This window comes from Pirellulales bacterium, from assembly GCA_035499655.1.
Lineage (GTDB): Bacteria > Planctomycetota > Planctomycetia > Pirellulales > JADZDJ01 > DATJYL01.
In genome coordinates, this window is sequence record DATJYL010000215.1 from 1 (window position 1) to 17,820 (window position 17,820).

General features: G+C 56.0%; 15 protein-coding genes. 6 read left to right on the forward strand and 9 right to left on the reverse strand.

Annotated features, from left to right (window positions below):
- Positions 1 to 3 precede the first annotated feature (3 nt).
- From VMJ32_16540 to VMJ32_16565, 6 genes are all read right to left on the reverse strand, one after another.
- Positions 4 to 894 (reverse strand): hypothetical protein, encoded by an 891-nt coding sequence (locus tag VMJ32_16540; protein ID HTQ40632.1) that lies wholly within the window; start codon positions 892 to 894, stop codon positions 4 to 6.
- A gap of 88 nt (positions 895 to 982) precedes the next feature.
- On the reverse strand, positions 983 to 1,900 hold the full coding sequence (locus VMJ32_16545; GenBank protein ID HTQ40633.1) for a WecB/TagA/CpsF family glycosyltransferase: 918 nt from the start codon (positions 1,898 to 1,900) through the stop codon (positions 983 to 985).
- Between the two features lie 74 nt (positions 1,901 to 1,974).
- Complete coding sequence (locus VMJ32_16550; GenBank protein HTQ40634.1) at positions 1,975 to 3,207, reverse strand: glycosyltransferase; 1,233 nt, start codon at positions 3,205 to 3,207, stop codon at positions 1,975 to 1,977.
- 71 nt (positions 3,208 to 3,278) lie between these two features.
- Positions 3,279 to 4,052, reverse strand: coding sequence for a sugar transferase (locus VMJ32_16555; protein HTQ40635.1), 774 nt, complete (start codon positions 4,050 to 4,052; stop codon positions 3,279 to 3,281).
- A gap of 333 nt (positions 4,053 to 4,385) precedes the next feature.
- Positions 4,386 to 5,795 carry an O-antigen ligase family protein gene (locus VMJ32_16560; protein ID HTQ40636.1) on the reverse strand — a complete coding sequence of 470 codons (1,410 nt, stop codon included), beginning with the start codon at positions 5,793 to 5,795 and terminating at the stop codon, positions 4,386 to 4,388.
- A gap of 48 nt (positions 5,796 to 5,843) precedes the next feature.
- Positions 5,844 to 7,397 carry a hypothetical protein gene (locus VMJ32_16565; protein HTQ40637.1) on the reverse strand — a complete coding sequence of 518 codons (1,554 nt, stop codon included), beginning with the start codon at positions 7,395 to 7,397 and terminating at the stop codon, positions 5,844 to 5,846.
- Here VMJ32_16565 and VMJ32_16570 point away from each other — a divergent pair.
- The 4 genes from VMJ32_16570 to VMJ32_16585 all read left to right on the forward strand — a co-directional run bounded on the left by VMJ32_16570 (position 7,396) and on the right by VMJ32_16585 (position 12,966).
- Positions 7,396 to 7,764, forward strand: coding sequence for a hypothetical protein (locus tag VMJ32_16570; protein HTQ40638.1), 369 nt, complete (start codon positions 7,396 to 7,398; stop codon positions 7,762 to 7,764). The genes VMJ32_16565 and VMJ32_16570 overlap by 2 nt on opposite strands.
- A gap of 159 nt (positions 7,765 to 7,923) precedes the next feature.
- The gene (locus VMJ32_16575; protein HTQ40639.1) at positions 7,924 to 9,108 is read left to right on the forward strand and encodes a GNAT family N-acetyltransferase; all 1,185 of its coding nucleotides are present in this window, start codon (positions 7,924 to 7,926) and stop codon (positions 9,106 to 9,108) included.
- A gap of 10 nt (positions 9,109 to 9,118) precedes the next feature.
- Positions 9,119 to 9,997 (forward strand): polysaccharide deacetylase family protein, encoded by an 879-nt coding sequence (locus tag VMJ32_16580; protein HTQ40640.1) that lies wholly within the window; start codon positions 9,119 to 9,121, stop codon positions 9,995 to 9,997.
- Positions 9,998 to 10,083: 86 nt separating this feature from the next.
- Entirely contained in the window at positions 10,084 to 12,966 is a 2,883-nt protein-coding gene (locus VMJ32_16585; protein ID HTQ40641.1) for a glycosyltransferase, read from the forward strand.
- A gap of 13 nt (positions 12,967 to 12,979) precedes the next feature.
- Here the strand turns inward: VMJ32_16585 and VMJ32_16590 are convergent, their stop codons facing one another.
- Both VMJ32_16590 and VMJ32_16595 read right to left on the reverse strand, forming a co-directional pair.
- Positions 12,980 to 13,324, reverse strand: coding sequence for a hypothetical protein (locus VMJ32_16590; protein ID HTQ40642.1), 345 nt, complete (start codon positions 13,322 to 13,324; stop codon positions 12,980 to 12,982).
- Positions 13,325 to 13,592: 268 nt separating this feature from the next.
- Entirely contained in the window at positions 13,593 to 14,309 is a 717-nt protein-coding gene (locus tag VMJ32_16595; protein HTQ40643.1) for an endonuclease NucS domain-containing protein, read from the reverse strand.
- Positions 14,310 to 14,767: 458 nt separating this feature from the next.
- On the opposite strand from VMJ32_16595, the gene VMJ32_16600 reads away from it, so the two are divergent.
- Together VMJ32_16600 and VMJ32_16605 are read left to right on the forward strand one after the other, a co-directional pair.
- On the forward strand, positions 14,768 to 15,370 hold the full coding sequence (locus tag VMJ32_16600; GenBank protein ID HTQ40644.1) for a lysophospholipid acyltransferase family protein: 603 nt from the start codon (positions 14,768 to 14,770) through the stop codon (positions 15,368 to 15,370).
- 167 nt (positions 15,371 to 15,537) lie between these two features.
- A complete protein-coding gene (locus VMJ32_16605; protein ID HTQ40645.1) occupies positions 15,538 to 16,482 on the forward strand; it encodes a phosphatidate cytidylyltransferase in 945 nt (314 codons plus the stop codon).
- A gap of 12 nt (positions 16,483 to 16,494) precedes the next feature.
- Here VMJ32_16605 and VMJ32_16610 read toward each other — a convergent pair whose 3' ends face one another.
- On the reverse strand, positions 16,495 to 17,646 hold the full coding sequence (locus VMJ32_16610; GenBank protein HTQ40646.1) for a hypothetical protein: 1,152 nt from the start codon (positions 17,644 to 17,646) through the stop codon (positions 16,495 to 16,497).
- Positions 17,647 to 17,820: the final 174 nt, after the last annotated feature.

Sequence of the window (17,820 nt, forward strand, 5' to 3'; positions counted from 1 at the left end):
GGCCTAACGCCGCGGCTGTTGATCGCCGCCGCCTTGCACCCGTTGCGCGGTTGGGGGAACGTCCGGCAAAATGATTTCGCCGGCAATTTCATGCTTCCACATCGGACGCCCCGACTGCACGCTTCTGGCGTCCAGCAAGCAATGCACAATGCGGATGCCGCCGGCCACGTTTTCAGGACTTTCGACCAGGCTGATGCGCTTGTCACCGACGTCGTAATAAGCCAAGGGGCGCGGTATTCTAATCGCTTGTGGAACGCGGTCCACGGCAACGGTTGCCGTTCCACTTTCGACATCGACGCGCGCCTGGCCCGATTCGATTTTCCGCGCCGCGGCAATGGCTTCCTGCGTGGGAGGCACACCGTTGGCAAAGGTCACCCCCTTGGCAAATTGCCGCTCGGCACGCCAAGTGAGGACCATTTCGTGACCGTCAATGGCGGCCACCGAGTTGAACGAAAGGCCAATGCCGCCGTCGACCGCAATCCAATCGGGCAGGACGATTGGCTGCGTGTGCTTGATCAGTTTTCCACTGGGCGCATCGAGCACGACAATATCCATCGTATTGATTTGTCCTTGGCCGCGCGGCGCTTGGGCAAGCAATTGATCGCCGTCGAGAGCTAATGGATGAAGCGCCTCCTTGCTCTCCCAGATGGCTTGGCCGCTTTCCAGATCGACGGCTTCAACGCCATCGTTCATACTGGAGACATAAGCGATTTTGCCCGCTGTATCGGCAATACCGCCGGGAATGACCACCCAGGGAGTTGACACTGCGGCATTGGAGTATTCATCGGCCACAACCGCCGAAGTTAGCCCGCCCAGAGCGATGACTAGAAGCGCCGCGAAGCCTGCGATAATGATTCGTTGACGAGCTGCCCGCGCTATGCAATGTGTATTCACGACGACATCCTCCATGCAGGTCGTGGCGATTTGATCTTTAGCCCATGGCCTCCGGCCGCGGATAGCCATCCGTTTGAAGGGGCGAATTTTAGCGAGAGTTAGCGATATCCCAAAGGCCAGCTTGATCGACAAATTCCGGCACTTCGGCCGTTTCCACCCGGTGCAAAGTGCTTTTTAAGGGGTCGAAACTGACAGCACGGCGGCCGGCTGCCCATTCGCGCCAGACCAACTGCGGAAATATCCACGCATCGCGGAGATAGCGTTTGGCCAAACGACGGGGTTCTCCCAGCAGGCGATGCAGCCATTCCAGGCCTACGCGCCGCATCCACGCCGGAGCCCGCGGTTTTTCGCCGGCCAGAAAATCAATGGTTGCCCCCACGCACAGCGCCACCGGCGCCGCAATTTGGCTGCGATGTGCATGAACCCACAACTCCTGCTTGGGCGCACCCAAACCAATAATGAGCACGTCGGGGCGAGCCTGGGCAATGTGTCGAAGAATTGCGGCGTTTTCGGTCGGATTTTTTTCGAAACCCAGCGGCGGACTATAAGTGCCGACCACCGTCACCGCCGGCCACTGCTGCTCGATATTTTGAGCCGCCCGCTCCGCAACGCCGGGCGCGGCGCCCAACAGAAACACACGCAGCGGTGAAGGGTCGAGCACGTAGGCGCGGGCTTCGGCATCCACTGTTTCAAACAGTGCCGGCACCAAATCGCTGCCGGGCACGCGTTCCGGGATGGGTCGATGCAGCAATTTTGCGGCGGCCAACACGGGAAAGCCATCAGCCAGCACCAGTGAAGCATCGGCATAGGCCCGCTGCAATCCGACGTGTTTCTGAAACATTACGGCGTGATCGACGTTGGGCGTCACCACGTAGTGGCAGTTTCCGTCACGATTTTGAACCCAATCGAGCAATTGTCCAACAGCATCGGGCATACGGAGGGCATCGAGCTTCATCCCGAATAAATGGACGGTGCTTTTCGTTGTGCGAATGCCGACGGTTTTCATTGTTTCGCAACTTGGTAGACTCATCGTTGTTTCTCGGCTTGGCGTTGGTGCATCGTTTTCCACGCTTGATGTTCTCATCGCTTGAGCGCGCTTCGATAGATTTCGGCCACACCGGCGGCCATGGCGGTATCGGAAAATCGCTCCGCGTGACTGGCCACGGCGTTGGCTCGCAGCGATTGCCAGTCGTGCTTCCCAGTGACAACCGCCGCGATGTTGTTGGCCAATTCCCCGGCGTTGTTCGGTTCTGTCAGCAACCCGTCGTGGCCGTGGCGAATGACATCGGCAATGCCTTCCACGCGGCTGCCGATAGGGGGCACGCCGGAAGCCATGGCCTCAAGCACAGCCATCGGCATGCCTTCCGGCAAGATGCTGGGCAAAACCAGCAGATCAAGCTCGTCCAGTTCGCTGTTGATGTTCTGCCGAAAACCGCGCCATTCAACGAGATTGCCAATGCCCAGCTCGCAGGCCAGTTGCAGCGAATGTTCCTGATACTGCGGCGTTTCAAAGCCGCCAATGACACGCAACTTCACCGGCATCCCCTGGCTGTTCAAAATAGCCAGCGATTCCAGGAGCACTTCTAATCCTTTGCGAGGACGCAAAAGTGCGACCATGCCCACGGTCCAACTATTTTTCGGTGCGCGACGGTTGGCCAAATTACTGCGTTTGGAGACGCCATTGGGAACAAGATGTACTTGTTCCGTAGCAACTCTCCAGCGGCGAATGTAATCTGCCGACGATGGCGATACGGCAATGATGGCTGCTACCCGGGTAAGACTTGCCCGTTCACAGTAGGCCGATAGCCGGGCCAGCCAGCCGCAGCCAACTTCAGTGGCCGTATGGCCATGCACATGATGTACCAGTGGCACGCCGGCCAGCCGCGCCGCAATTTGACCAATGAGCGCGGTCCGCGGCGTGTGCGTGTGGATCAAGTCGAACCGCTGGGCGCGCACAATTCGGGCCAGCCGCCAGGCCGGCCGCAAATCGAATCGGGAGCGCATCGGCAGTGAGAAGAGCGGCGTGTTTTGGCAGTGGCGATCGGTGGGAAAACGATCGGGCTTGATGCAGGCAATCGCCACATCGACGCCAAACTGCGGCAATCGCAGGGCCAACAAGTCTTGCACGCGCTCCGCTCCGGCATAATGTTCGCCATTGACGACGTGCAAAACACGCAGGATATCTGTAGCAGGGGGGGGCGGTGCATTGGCGGGGGCGCCATGCAGACATGGGACATTGCCATCAGGCAAATGCTCTGCAAACGGCACCTTGGTCAACGGCGTCTTGGGCAGTTCAAGCAGCGTCGGGCTCATGGGCATGGGGGTTCCTGCTTATGGAAATCCGACAAGATCTGTGGACAAACCAACGCAAATCGTCTTTCCGTTCAATAGGCCCCCTTGCAAGTGATAACCTTCAGAGGCGTGCGCACGAGGAGCTTAAAATCGGTCCACAGATTTTGGTGGCGCAGGTACCAGATATCCATTCGCACCCAATCTTCGAAGCCGATTTCGCTGCGGCCGCTGACTTGCCAGAGGCAGGTTAAACCAGGCTTCACGGCCAGCCGTCGCCGCTGCCAGGCCTTGTATTTGGCCACTTCCTTGGGGACCGGCGGGCGCGGCCCAACCAACGACATTTGCCCCAACAGCACATTGATCAATTGCGGCATTTCGTCGATGCTGGTTTTTCGCAACCAGCGGCCGAGGCGCGTCACACGGGGATCACAACGGTTTTTGAAAATCGGTCCGTCTTGCTCATTTTGCACTAAATGTTGCAGTTTGTCGGCGTCCAATCGCATGGTGCGAAATTTGAACATCCAGAAGCGTCGGCCACACTGCCCCACACGCTCCTGCCGGAACAATGGCCGGCCCCGGGTTGTCACGACCAGCACGGCAAAAACGGTTAGCAAAATCGGCGACAACAGCACAAGCAATGCTAATGAGCCGACAATGTCCAAGGCTCGCTTCGCAGTTTGATATTCCGGCGATAAATTCCCTTCGGCCCAAATCAGCGGCATTCCGGGAATGTTTGCTTCTACAGCCAGCCGCTGCCGCGATGGCAATTGCCGGGGCACGAATAATCTTGGCCGAGCGGCGGGGATGTGCTGGTCGGCGGTGTGCGGTGGAGATAAAACCGCCACGGTGCCTGCATCGTCGTTCATGAGGCGCTGAATGGATGGCTTCCATTGGCCGAGCTGCCTACTCATACGCTTCAACATGCTTGCTCCTTGGATGACTGCGTAAGGGGAAGTTTGGGCAATCATGAATCCAGAATTGCGGATTCGGCATGTATCCACTCAAAGGCAAAGAGCATGCCCAAGGTGCGTTTCAGAAATCCGCTGTCGGTGTAAACGTTGATGTAAAAAGCGGTTGCGGATTGAAGCCGCCTTGAGCTGGCAGCGTTTTAGATTGTTCCGAGCCACCTCACTGTTTCCGCCAATCAACGTGCTGTTGCCGCCCGGCAACATCTTGGTGAGGCCAAATTCGCAGCCGCTTCAAAGCGATTGAGCCGCCAGCACCGGAACTGGTTTTCTTTGATGTAGCGAAGAATTTTCTTTTTTCGTATTGATTGGGACCGCGTTTGCCGCCAGGCCGGAAACGATCGCGGCGGCCAGAAACATCAGTAGATTAGCGCCATCCATGATGTTTGTATCGTGGAACAACGCGGTGGGCAAATACGCTGCCACGAGCGCCATAAACATGATGCCGGATTGTCTCACTGCGGCCGAAGTGCGGGGGTCGCGATAAATTTTCCAGGCACTGTGAAGCCACAGCAACAGCAAGAGCACAAACAAGCACATGCCCACTAACCCGGTTTCCACCAACAGCGCCAAAAACGCATTGTGCTGCACGTAGGGAATCACTTTTTCCAATGGGAGACTGCTGTTGGAACGGTCAGCCAAATAGGGGAGTTTTTCGCGGTCGTACTGGCCGAAGCCACAACCCCACAACGGCCGATCCAAAAACATTTGATAGGCGACTTCCGCCAGAATGGGCCTGAGCTCGGCCGATTCCTCCGACGCGGCGGCATCTAAATTCACATCGCGTTTGATGTTCCACATGCTGTCCCATTTGGCGGCGAATAGAGTGATTGCTCCCATCGCGCTCAGACACAAAAACAAACGCCGCCACGATCGGGGAACGCTAAAACCTATGAATACGGCGAGACCCAATCCGCCGCCGATCCAGGAACAGCGGGTGAGTGTGGCGTATACCGCTGCCAGGGTTAACGCCGTAAATGCTAATAAGATTAATTGACCAAGGCGGCCCAGCACCGACCAAAAAGTTAGCGCTGCCAGCAGGCCGGCCATCAGATAAATCCCCATTTCGGCCGGATTTAAAAACGGCCCACGCGCGCGACCGAAAAACTCCGTTGTCGGTGAGCAGATGTACGATGGAAACACAGCCCACCACTGGCCCGTGCTTTCGGCCAAAGCGGTGAATGTTAAATAGACGCCGAACAGGGCCAGTGCGCCCCAAGCGCGGCGGACCGTACGATCGTCTAACGGCGATTGCCGCACGATCCAATAAATCATGGCTGGCATCAGCCAGTAAAAAATCCAGTGGGCCGCCGGCGTGGAAGTGGCAGAACCTTTCCAATTGTGAGTAAAGGTGCTGATGCCCAACATAACCAGCAAAGCCAACAACACCCAGTCGGCGCGTCCGGTCGGTTTTGGATCATTGAATCCCCAGCGGCGATGCACGATGTAGGCGATCGCCATTAATCCGATCAGCCCACGATCCGCGCTCAGAGGGAGTCCGCCGTCGGCATGCCAAAACTGATAACCGAAGCAAGCGCTCACAATCATCACGGCTAAGCAACCACCCACTAGTGAGCCGCGCAGCACAAACCAGCCAATCCAAACCAGGGCGGCACAAGCGGCAACGATTGTTAAAAAATCCATCGGCACGTGCTTCCTGAGGCCGAAAGCAAGTTTGCCGCCGCCGCTGGTTTAGCGAACTGGCGTCAACTTTCTCAAAGCCTGCTTTAAGGATAGATCGCGGCCACCGATTTCATGCTCCGACGTGAGTTCTCGATGAGAGGCAAACTTACGAACAGGATGTCCATTGCCCTCAACAGGCGAAAACTCTCCACAGGCCAATGGCGGAATCTCGGCGCCTACCAGAGGCTGCGATTGGGTCGCTTGTCGCACGGCTTCCGATTGTGTCGGATTTACCGTGAGAAACACGATGCCCAAGCCCAAGAGCAAACCGCCCAATATGCCGCCCAATACGATGGTCGTCTTCCCAGGCCCAACGGGCGAATCTCCGGCGACCGGGGCGTCGATAGCGGCAATCAAACTGGCTGTCAGAGCAGCCGCTTGGCTGGCTCGTGATTCGGCCAACTCTTGCTCGGCGGTCTTCAGAATGTCGGCCCGCTGATTACGCTCCGCCACCAGATTGGCGTATTCGGCCCGCATGCCCGCTAAGGTGCTCAATCGCTGCCGAGCGTCGTTCAACTGAGATTTCAAAAGATCAGCCCGAGCTTGGGAAAGTCGCAAATCGGATTGCACGCCGACGATGGCCGAATCGATTTCGGCCCGGACTTTGTCGGCAATTTCCTGTTCGGCAATTTTGGCCGCGACAACCGACGGATGGTCGGCCGTCAGGTTGCCCAGCAGTTGCGAGGTGCGGAGTTGGGCATCGACCAAGCCGTCTTTCAAACGGCGCAGTTCGGGCTGGGCCTCCAACAAGCGATTCGGGGCCGAAGCCAGCGACCGGCCATCGGTTTTTGAGACTTGCAGCAGAGAGAGCAATTCTTGATTGCCGTCGATGGCCTGTTGGGCTTGCCGCAATTCTTGATCCATTTCGTTGATGGAACGGCGCAATGGGCTGTCGCCACCGCCCAGATCGTTGAGCATGCGCAATTCGCCTAGATCGGCCCCGACGCGGCTTTCGATTGCCGTTAATTCTTCGGTGGTGCTATTCAAATCGGTCTTGGCCAAATCGACGGTTTTGCTTAATTCGGCGATCAGACTTTGCGCTTTTTGATTGCGCAGCTCCTGCGATCGCAACTGTAGTTGCCGACAAATTGCGGCGGCCAAATCGACGGCTCGCTGGCGATTTTCCGCTTCGACATTCAAATAAAACACTTCGGTCTTTCCGAATTCGGCTCCTTTGGGCGGCACCAACTTCACGTGGCCTTGCAGCGCGGCGACTGCCGCATCGGTCGGCCAGGACGGGACATTTTTTGATTTTGAATCGGGACCCACTTCGGCCAGCGCGGCGCTTAACACCGAACGGCTGTGGGCCAATTCCAGGATGGTTTCCTGCGTGGTTTTCATGTCGTCGGGCTGCTGAAATTTTCCGGGACGTGCATTGGCGCCCATGGCTTCGTCGCGGGCCATCAACGCTTGCGAAGCTTCCCACGAGACCGGGCGCAACACGGCGTACACCATCGCTAACAGCGGAACCGCCACCAAGGGTGCAATCCAGCGCTTCGGATGTTCGCGCAAAATGCGAAACACTTCGATGGGGGTGATAACTGGCTTGTTGGTCGGCGACATGGGAAGAGTCCTGTGCGGGCTGCTTGGCGAGGGATCGATGAAGCCAACAGGCAAAACACCTGCGGCGATGACTGAGGTAAGCAAAGCCAATGCCGACCATCGTGGAGTGTGTATTTCTGCGGTCGTAAAGAGTCGCAACTCGCGTTTCATCATCCCTTTGCGACGCAACTGGTCGGGTGCTGCGGTGGGTAAAGCGGCGTTGAAGCAAATCGGGCATGTTGATCAATGGCAACGATTTGTTTCCGCCACGCCACATACCGCCAAATTGCAACACCCGTCAATCGGCATGACCGCCGATGATTTTTGTCCACGCGCCGGCAAAACCATTTGCCTTAAACGCTTGGGCGCGGAATGTTTCAGTAATTGACCCGTTCGACAGCAGACCGGCACGGCCACTATGGGCGTACCGCGGCGCACGATATGCAATGCAGTTTGCCGACGCGGTTCCAGCCGTTCGGCTAATCCCCCGCGCACAAGCAATCTCGGCCGAGGCCCGGATCAGGAATTATTAACCGGACCGCAGTCCATGCACATCAACCGCCATTTCGATTTCGCTTCACTCTTGCCGCTGAAGGAGCGTTGGAACGAGCTTTCCGACGGCGTGCCTTTTCGAAGCTGGGAATGGGTAGAAGCCTGGTGGCGGCATTACGCCTGCCATAACGATGGCCGCCCCAAGCGCGATCACGAATTGTTTGTGCTGACCGTGTGGGACGAAAACAATCGTTTGGTAGCCATTGCGCCGTGGTACCGGCAGGTTTCGCGCAGTGGTGCGCGCGTAATCCGCTTTTTGGGCGACGGCGAGGTGTGCAGCGATTATCTCAGCCTGTTGTGTGACCGCGGCGAAGAACAGGCTGTGGCCGCCGCTTTGGCCGACTGGCTGACCATTCAAAATCAGAGTTCCGCGATTGCCGTTAGCCGTTGGGACCGCATGGAATTTATCGGCGTTTCAGACGACGATTTGCCGGTCAGGCTGCTGCTGGCTCAATTGCAGGAAGAGGGGAGCACCGTCCATCGCACCCCCGGGCTGAACACGTGGCGGATCACACTTCCCGGCACTTGGGAAGAATTTCTGATGGTGCTTTCCAAGCCTCACCGCAATCGCTTGCGGCGCGCCGACAAGAACTATTTTCAATCAGGCCTGGTGCAAATTCGTCGAGCGCAAACCGAGGATGACGTTGCTACGTGGTTCGACATCTTGGTCGATCTGCACCAGCGGAATTGGCAGCGACGGGGCATGCCCGGCTGCTTCGCCTCAGAACAGTTTTTAGCGCTGCACGGCGAGTTGTCCCGGCGTTTTTTTCACGATGGGCGAGCCACGCTGACTTGGTTGGAAATGGAAGGCAAACCGTTGGCGGTTGAATATCGGCTACACGGCACGGACATCATGTATGCCTACCAATGCGGCATCGATCCCGAACGATTGAAAGTGCAACCGGGCGAGCTGGCAAACATGGCCTCCATTCGAAATGCGATTGAACGCGGCCAACTTGCGTACGATTTTCTCCGCGGCGACGAACCGTACAAAGCCCATTGGCGTGCGGCGCCGCAGCCGATGTTTACGATCCGTGTGATTCCGCGGCGCGCTTCTTCCCGGCTGCGGCATCAGGCGTGGCTGGCTGGACAGAATGTGAAGCAGTGGATCAAAAGCGGCCTGGAACTGACGCGACTGCGAAAATCGGCATCTAGTGCACACCCACAGCAATCGCCGTAAGGAAACGACCATGAACCTTCGGCAAACTTTTCACCCGTTGCTTCTGGGTGGTTATTGCAACGCCACGTTGCCTTACCGGCGTTGGCTTCGCGCTCGGCTTGCGGCACAAGGGCGGGCGCCAATTCTCGTGCTGTTTTATCACCGCATTGCCGACGATGGGAGCCGACATTGGACGCACTCCAACCGTCTGTTCCAAAAGCAAATTTTCTGGCTCGAGCGACATTGCCAACTGATTTCGCTGGAAGAGGCCCAGCGCCGAATACGCTCCGGTTCCAACGACCGTCTGGCCGCCTGCATCACTTTCGACGATGGCTACTCGGAAAACTGTGAACAAGCCATTCCACTGTTAATTCGTCATGGAATCCCTTGCACGTACTTTGTCAGTTCGCGGCATGTGTTGGATGGGGTCAGGTTCGCACATGATGTAGCCAACAACGGTCGGGGAATTCCGAATACGATTGAGCAACTACGCTGGATGGCCAAAAGCGGCGTCGAAATTGGCGCCCACACGCGTACGCATGCTGATTTGGGCCGCGTCACCGACGAGAGCCAACTGCTTGACGAAGTGATCGCTGCCGGCGAGGAGCTTGAAGCCGCCGTTGACCAACCAATGCGCTATTTCGCGTTTCCATATGGATTGCCGCAAAACCTCAACGCACAGGCAGTCCAGCTCCTGCAGGAGCATGGTTACGAAGCCTTTTGTTCGGCTTACGGCGACTACAACTTTCCCGGCGACGATTCGTTCCACATTCGCCGCTTTCATGCGGACGACATGCTGCGGCTGAAAAACTGGGCCACCATCGACCCGCGTCACCTTAAGCCCACCTTTACGTTCGATTATCGGTTATCGGCACCTGAGTTGCCGTGCAGCGAGATGGCCGAAGCCTGATTTGAAATTACTGCTTTTTCCGCGGGATAGAAAGCGGCGGAAAGAAAAGCAACTGGTCGAACAACTTGTACCCGGTTGAGGTTCAAATGTCGGCGGTGCTCGATATAACCCATGACAAATTGCCCAATCCGCCGACTGCGGCAGCGCCACCGAGCCAGCCAGCGGTGAATGACAATGGTAAATCTGTTGTTCCCCGAGGCGGATTGCGCACCGATAGTTTAGCCGAAAGCGTGGTGGTGCTGCTTACCCTGACGGCGGTGCAGCGCTTTATCGGATTTGTCCGCGGCGTTTTGGTCTGCCGCTGGCTCAGCCCGCAAGACCTGGGCCAATGGGACATGGCTTTTGGGTTCCTAACATTGGGGGCACCCCTAGCCGTTTTGGGCTTGCCTGGCAGCTTCGGTCGTTACGTCGAATACTTTCGACAGCGCGGCCAATTGAATCGGCTGTTAAAGCGGACTGCGATTGTTTGCACCGCGCTGACCGCTGCGGTGGTAAGTGCGATCTGCATTGCACGACCGTGGATTTCGACCATCGTGTTCGGCCGATCCGACGAAAAGCAATTGGTGCTTGCGCTGGCCATTTGCCTGGCAATCGTGATCGCCTTCAATTACCTCACCGAGCTGCTGACCGCCCTGCGCATGGCGCGCGTCACGGCGGTGGTGCAGTTTTTTAACAGCATCATGTTTGCCGGTTTCGGCATATTTTTATTGTTTTCCTGGCGAACTCAGGCCGTGTCTTTGGTGGCCGCTTATGGCATTGCTTGTGCGCTGCAGGTCGCCTGGATGATTTGGTTTTTGCGCCGTCAGTGGCGTCTTGCTCCGCCGGAATCCGCCACAATTGTCGATGCCGACAGCGGCAAATTTTGGTCGAAACTATTGTCGTTTGCCGCCTGGGTATGGGTGGGCAATCTGATGTACAATTTGTTCGATGTGGTGGATCGTTACCTCATCATTCATACGTCCACCGTCGCAGATCCGCTAGCGCTGGTTGGTTCCTACCACAGCTCACGAATTGTTCCCTTGCTACTGGTGACCATCGCCGGTTTGCTAGGCACGATGATTCTGCCTCACCTCAGCCACGATTGGGAATTGGGTCACCGGCAACAGGTCTCCGCCCGGATGAACCTGATTCTGAAGCTGATCGGCCTGTTGCTGTTTGTCGGATCGATTGCCATTTTGCTGGCCGGCCCGTTCATGTTCAACGTGGCGTTCAATGGCAAATACGCGGCGGGCAGAGAAGTTCTGCCGTGGACATTAACGTTCAGCGTGTGGTTCGGCTTGATCAGCATCGCCCAATTGTATTTGTGGTGCGCGGAGCGCGCACGGTTGAGTTGCCTGGCACTGGGAATCGGCCTGCTTGCCAACATTGTCATTAATTTGATTTTGATTCCGCATTTTGGACTGCACGGCGCCGTATGGGCCAGGGCGGCCTCCAACTTATTAACCTTGGCGTTGATTTACCGCTTTAGCGCTTGGCTGGGAATGAAGATTGAACGCTCGCTGTTGATTGTATCGCTGTTGCCGCTGGCGCTTAGTTTTGGACCGTGGGTGGCAATATTCACGTTGATCGCCGTGATTGGTGCAGTCGGCGCTACCAATCAAATTCTCTCCCAGGCGGAAAAACAACGCCTGCTTGTAGTGTGGAACGAGTACATCAGCCGCATGCGCGCCTTTTGGAAAAGCAACTCCGCCAATAAGTTTGGTCCTCGTTTGGCGGCCGCTGATGACTCGCTGACTTTGGCTACGAGAGTTGATGCATACACTCCCGCCGATTCGGGTTACAGCCTTGGGAACAGCGATGTGTCTCATCGCGAAGTTGAATCGCCGCCGCCGCGACCGTTGCGCGTGACGTTTTACAGCACGTCCTTGCACGTCGGAGGTGCGGAAACATTACTATTCAACTTGATTCAACGACTCGATCGATCTCGCTTTGCACCCGAGTTGTGCTGTTTGAAAGAGTTGGGCGAATTGGGGGAAAAATTGTCGCGGGAAATTCCTGTGTATGCCGACTTGTTGCGGCACAAGTTCGATGTGCGCGTGTTGAGACGGCTTACAAGGCTGTTGCGCGAGCGGCAAATCGATGCCGTCGTCACGGTGGGGGCGGGAGATAAAATGTTTTGGGGACGGCTGGCGGCCCGCCGCGCCGGCGTGCCGGTGATCGTATCCGCGTTGCATTCTACCGGTTGGCCCGACGGTATCACCTGGCTGAATCGACGACTCACTCTGCTGACCGATGCGTTTGTGGCCGTCGCCAAGAACCATGCCCAACATCTCATAGAACGAGAGCACTTACCGGCCGATCGGGTATGCCCCATTCCGAATGGCGTCGACACAAGCATATTCTATCCGCGATCGCCCGAAGCCGATTTGCGAAAGCAATTGAAGATTCCCGCGGCTGCGCCGGTGGTAGGCATTGTGGCCGTGCTGCGGCCGGAAAAAAATCACGAGCTGTTTTTGCGGGTCGCCGCGGGTGTGCGGCAGCAATTGCCTGAGGCTCATTTCCTAATCATCGGCGATGGCCCGCGCCGTGCGGAATTGGAGTCGCTGGCCGAAAAACTTGGATTGGGCAATCACGCCCATTTTCTCGGCAAGCGTGCGGACGTGCCGCAGTTGCTGAATTTATTGGACGTGTTTGTGCTCACCTCGCACAATGAGGCCAATCCGGTTTCGATTCTCGAAGCGCTCGCCACGGCAAAGCCTGTCGTGGCCACCAAAGTCGGCTCCGTGCCGGAAACCGTGATCGACGGCGTGACCGGGTTCCTTGTGCCGCCGGGTGGCGAATTGACGATGACCGACCGCTTGACGGAACTTTTGCTTGATCCTGCCAAAGCCCAACGGTTGGGGGCTGCTGGCCGCCGCCATGTGGTGGAAAATTGGTCGCTGGACCGGATGGTCGACGGCTACGAGGAGCTGCTCGAACGGCTGTATTGGCAGAAGCGGGACGCCGTTTCAGATGGTAATTGGCGCTAAAAATATCGTCCCATTAGGCGACCAATTCATGCTGATCCAGAAGCTGTAGGCAAAGCGACCGAATTGCAGCCAACTCTCGCTGAAATTCTTGCTGAGCTTCTTTAGTAGGCAGGGCGTCGAACAAATCCTGCAACTGCACGCCACGGCCCATGATTTCATCTGCCGTTTTGTCTCGCAGTTTTTCTTTCACAAATTGACAGTTGTCGGCATGGTAAAACAACCGTGTCGCATCCAGCGGACTAATTCCGCCATTGGCTAGCGATTCGATAATGCCCAGATTCAACAGCACGAATAAACCACGTCCTGTGGCTTCAGTGTCTGTATTCAGAATCTTTGCAAGTTCTATCGTCTTCATCATGGCATGGTGGTTTGTTTAGGGAAAAACTTTACACCGGCAACCTGTCCGGTACCGTGTTCGAAGTAATGGATTTCACCTGTATTTCCTGGTTTGATGACTTTCTGCCACGAACCCGATAACAACCGCAGCCGCTTATTCCGCACAGGATACTTCAGGGCCGATCCTTTAAGGGGAATCCAATCCGTTGGAACAGAACCCGACGCCTGGACGTTCGGGTAAAGGTTTAATGGCATTTAATTATAGTTCGTTTCAAAAGACTATTTTTGCATTATATCACTCGGTCGACCGAAAACGACATTTTGTAGCGTGCCAAAAAAACTCCAGGAACACGAGAAACAGCAACTCGAAGATCGTCTGTAATTTCGTTGGCGATGATCGCGCCTCGGCATGGCCCATTGCCGAGATGTTTATCAACCCAACCCATGTAATACAATAGCTGCCCAAGTGTTTTGTTGCGCCCTCTAGAAAGCTTCAATTCAATCACAACATATTTTTTGTCACGATCAACCGCAAGCAAATCTATGCGTCCGTCATCAACGTTAAATTCTCTGCCGCTTTCATCACCATTCACATACAGTTGCAGACCGGCTTCGACTCGATCAAGATTCTTGGCTAGGAAATCTCGAAGGTGAGCCTCTAGCGCAAATTCTAACGCATCTTGCTCCTCTTCTTGCTTTTCTGAATTGGACGAAGCATTACCTGATAAATATGCAACGTAGTCTCGCCATATTTTAGTGCTTTGTCGTATTTTTGATTCACCTTGCGGAGACCGTCCAAGTGGCCACTTCTCATCAATAAATTGTGGCAGGAGTCCTCGTTTCTCGAATAACTCGATCATCCTGCCACGCCGAACAGACGAGTCATAACTTCGATCCCATTCGATTTCCATTTCTCTGATGTCTTCGGCATCTTGTGACATACCGTGTTGTTCCGCGAAGTCATATGCCCTTAGCAATGGAAACACCTTCGGTTCCTGATCTTCCATAAGATTTACCCCTTGATGGTTTGTTTCCCAGTGAGTGTGTCTGTTGTGCTCCCAATATAACACCCAACATCAAGACTTCAATTTTGCCACTTTCTCGATCATCTGGCGGTGCTGAGACCCCATAAAAGGCCTTGCAAACCGCAGATTTTGCCACGAATCTTCTTCATTTGCTGTGTGACCCTCTACTGTCTGCCGGCAACGTACTGAACGGTCGCAATTCGCGGCCATAAGGATGAACCGCACCGGGGCGGCGGCTGTTAACCAGGGATGGAACCGAATCATGACCACAGCAGCAATTCTTTTCTTTGTGTACCGGGCGGCGATGAGGGCTTTCCGCACGGCCCCTAAAGCGGGATAATATGCAGCTTTCCGCCACGCTTCCTCGTAATTCCCGACAGGCGGGTCTGCGGCGCTATCGTTGGGCCGTGCCCCCGTCCGATCGGAATCCCATTTGCTGGATGACCGGCACCTTCCTGGCTGCACTCGCCAAGTTTTTAAGCGGCGCCAGCGCCCGTTGGGTTGACTGCCAGCCCGACACCTGCCAGCGCGTTTACTTTGCCAACCACACTAGCCATTTGGACGCGTTGGTCGTGTGGTCGTCGTTGCCCGTGGAGTTGCGAAATATCACCCGGCCCGTGGCCGCCAAGGATTATTGGAACAACGGCTCGCTACGCCGGTATTTCGCCACGAAAGTGTTCGACGCGCTGCTCATCGACCGGACCGAAATCAAAGTCCATAACAGCCCTATCGACATCATGATACGCGAAATGGGGGACACCAAATCTTTGATTGTTTTTCCCGAAGGGGGCCGCAGCATCGACGGCGAAATCGGCGAGTTCAAAAGCGGGTTGTACTATCTTGGCAAAAAACGTCCCGACTTAGAGCTGGTGCCGGTGTACATCGATAACATGAACCGCGTGCTGCCGCGGGGCGAAGTGTTGCCCGTCCCGCTGCTCAGTTGCATCACTTTTGGGCCACCGATTTGGCTGGATAAAGGGGAACCCAAAAACGACTTTCTGCGGCGTGCCAGGGAGGCTGTCCGGCGCTTGAAAGATGTTTGAACGCCGGGCCGCCGAATGTCATGGAATGACCTAACTTTGTCATGGATGCGACCCCTTTTGAATTACGCGATCATACGGCCGGGGGCTTAGCGCTGAATGGGTAAAGCCGTTAAACTCCGTTCGCCTTCAAATCTGCCCTAACGACCCCTGGATTGAACATACCCGCAATGGAAGATTGGAGAACATTATCTCTGGTCGGTGGTGTGTTGGTCTTGCTGACGGTGGCCACCATTGTCGGGCAGTTTCTGAAACGGCACCCCGATACAGGACTGAATGCCGCGGCCGTACGGTCTTTTAATCTCCGGCTGCGCGCCTGGTGGATGATGTGCGCCCTGTTGGCCACGGCCCGGTTTATCGGCAAGGGTTGGACGGTGGCCATGTTCGGCTTTATTTCGTTCGTGGCCCTGCGTGAGTTTATCACCATTACACCGACGCGGCAGGGAGATCATCGGGCGCTGTTTTGGGCCTTCGTTCTGTTCACGCCGCTGCAATATGTTTTGGTGGGCCTTAACGCCTATCAACTTTTCAACGTGCTGATTCCGGTTTACGCGTTTTTATTTGTGCCCGCACGAATCGCCCTTTCGGGAGATTACAAACGTTACTTGGAGCGCGTGGCTAAAATTCAGACCGGATTGATAATTTGCGTTTATTGCCTGAGTTTTGCGCCGGCACTGTTGTACTTAAACATTAAAGAATATGCGGGCTCCAACTACCGCCTGCTATTCTTTTTTATTTTGATGGTGCAGATGGGAGACGCCCTACAATACATTTGGGGCAAACTCATAGGGCGACGGGTGATTGTGCCCAGCATCAGTTCCAACCGCACATGGGAAGGATTTTTGGGCGGAGTGGCCAGCAACACGTTGTTGGGCGCGGCATTGTATTGGGCCACACCGTTTCAACCGTGGCAAGCGGCCGGCATGACGCTGATTATCAGCATCCTAGGATTCTGCGGGGGCCTGACGATGTCAGCCATTAAGCGCGATCGCGGAGTGAAAGATTACGGCACCCTGGTCGAAGGGCACGGCGGCGTGTTAGACCGGATCGACTCGATTTGCTTTGCCGCGCCGGTGTTTTACCACCTCACCTGGTCGATTTTTCCGCCGGGCTAAGCCTCGTTGCCGTTAGCGGGTCCATTGCAGCAGCACTTGGTGCCCTTGTGCGGCGTCATTCGATGTCGAACCGGTGGACGCCAAACTGGGAACATCGCGCTGGGCCAGATATTCCGGATTCTTGGGCGAAGGCGGGGCTGATGAACGCTCGTAAACGCTCCGACTTCCCGCGGCGGAATCTACCGTCGAAGCCACGTCGCTGGAATCGCGTACCGGTCCCCAACCCTGGTCGTCGACAGCGTCTGAGTTTTTACTCCACGATGCCGCCGGATGGTGGCCCGCAATTGGCGCGCTATTCGTGCCACTGGCAAGCGAATCTCGATCATCGCTTTGGGCCCTATACAAGGGGCCGCCGCCTGACGACTCTGGCCGACCGTTAGCGGCCAAACCACCATTGGGCTGTTGTGCCACGAGCGTTGGGCTTCCTTGTTTTACCCAGCCGAGCCATTCATCTTGCAATGCTTGTAAATTCGGATAGCCGTAGTATTTTTGCGTGGCGGCGGGCCAGTTTTCGGATTTCATTCCATCGCCCACAAACTGCAGAAACTTTTGCCGGCCTCCTTGTTCGATTAAATACTGAGCCAACGAATAACCCTCGGAGTACAGCGGAAGCACATCGTGCGGATATTCTTTAATAGCGAACAGCTTGTCGAAGGCGATGCCACGATCAGTGCGTAAAAAGTTGACCAGCATTACCTGCTGTTTATTTCGTTCCGACCAATGCTCTACCGTGGTGCAGGCCCCTTCGTCAGCCCAACGTGGTAATCCCCGTCGAAAATAACTGGCAAAAATCGTGTGTGTGACTTCGTGCGGCAAAACGCTATCTAAAATGCGCTCTTCCGAGCCTTGAATTCTCATGTCCCAATCGCCAACTTCACCATTTGCGAATACAAAACTTGTTTGACCGCCGGCCCCCAAATTCGGCGCCACGTCGGCGTGTATGGGGCACGGGCGCGACCAATTCGGCATCGGCGAACCGATCCAGGTAATCGCCAAATCGTGGCGATAGCGCTCGGCCGCCTGGCCGATTTCTTCGGCCAATTCCGGCGTGGGCGCATCGATGACAAAATTCGCCGTCCGGGTTCCAGCGCCCAACAAGACGCGGGGATTCAGCATAACGGCCACCGCCAACAAAGCGGCGGCGGGAAAGATGCGAGCTTCCATGCTCTGGGTCTCCACAAACAAAACGCGGCGGGAAATTCGCGGCCAGCATCAATGCGGCCACGGCGGGGGGCGGGAAGTATCGTTACAGTCAACCCATTAAAGTTCAACGACCCGCTGTGCGCCGGCTGCCCATGAGCATGTTATGTGCCACGACATGTTTGCATCGACGCTACA

Excerpts from the sequence above, each read along its gene's own strand:
- VMJ32_16545 (HTQ40633.1), bottom strand. The coding sequence starts at position 1,900 with ATGAAAACCGTCGGCATTCGCACAACGAAAAGCACCGTCCATTTATTC.
- VMJ32_16550 (HTQ40634.1), bottom strand. The coding sequence starts at position 3,207 with ATGAGCCCGACGCTGCTTGAACTGCCCAAGACGCCGTTGACCAAGGTG.
- VMJ32_16555 (HTQ40635.1), bottom strand. The coding sequence starts at position 4,052 with ATGAACGACGATGCAGGCACCGTGGCGGTTTTATCTCCACCGCACACC.
- VMJ32_16560 (HTQ40636.1), bottom strand. The coding sequence starts at position 5,795 with ATGGATTTTTTAACAATCGTTGCCGCTTGTGCCGCCCTGGTTTGGATT.
- VMJ32_16570 (HTQ40638.1), top strand. The coding sequence starts at position 7,396 with ATGGGAAGAGTCCTGTGCGGGCTGCTTGGCGAGGGATCGATGAAGCCA.
- VMJ32_16565 (HTQ40637.1), bottom strand. The coding sequence starts at position 7,397 with ATGTCGCCGACCAACAAGCCAGTTATCACCCCCATCGAAGTGTTTCGC.
- VMJ32_16575 (HTQ40639.1), top strand. The coding sequence starts at position 7,924 with ATGCACATCAACCGCCATTTCGATTTCGCTTCACTCTTGCCGCTGAAG.
- VMJ32_16580 (HTQ40640.1), top strand. The coding sequence starts at position 9,119 with ATGAACCTTCGGCAAACTTTTCACCCGTTGCTTCTGGGTGGTTATTGC.
- VMJ32_16585 (HTQ40641.1), top strand. The coding sequence starts at position 10,084 with ATGTCGGCGGTGCTCGATATAACCCATGACAAATTGCCCAATCCGCCG.
- VMJ32_16590 (HTQ40642.1), bottom strand. The coding sequence starts at position 13,324 with ATGATGAAGACGATAGAACTTGCAAAGATTCTGAATACAGACACTGAA.
- VMJ32_16595 (HTQ40643.1), bottom strand. The coding sequence starts at position 14,309 with ATGGAAGATCAGGAACCGAAGGTGTTTCCATTGCTAAGGGCATATGAC.
- VMJ32_16600 (HTQ40644.1), top strand. The coding sequence starts at position 14,768 with ATGACCGGCACCTTCCTGGCTGCACTCGCCAAGTTTTTAAGCGGCGCC.
- VMJ32_16605 (HTQ40645.1), top strand. The coding sequence starts at position 15,538 with ATGGAAGATTGGAGAACATTATCTCTGGTCGGTGGTGTGTTGGTCTTG.
- VMJ32_16610 (HTQ40646.1), bottom strand. The coding sequence starts at position 17,646 with ATGGAAGCTCGCATCTTTCCCGCCGCCGCTTTGTTGGCGGTGGCCGTT.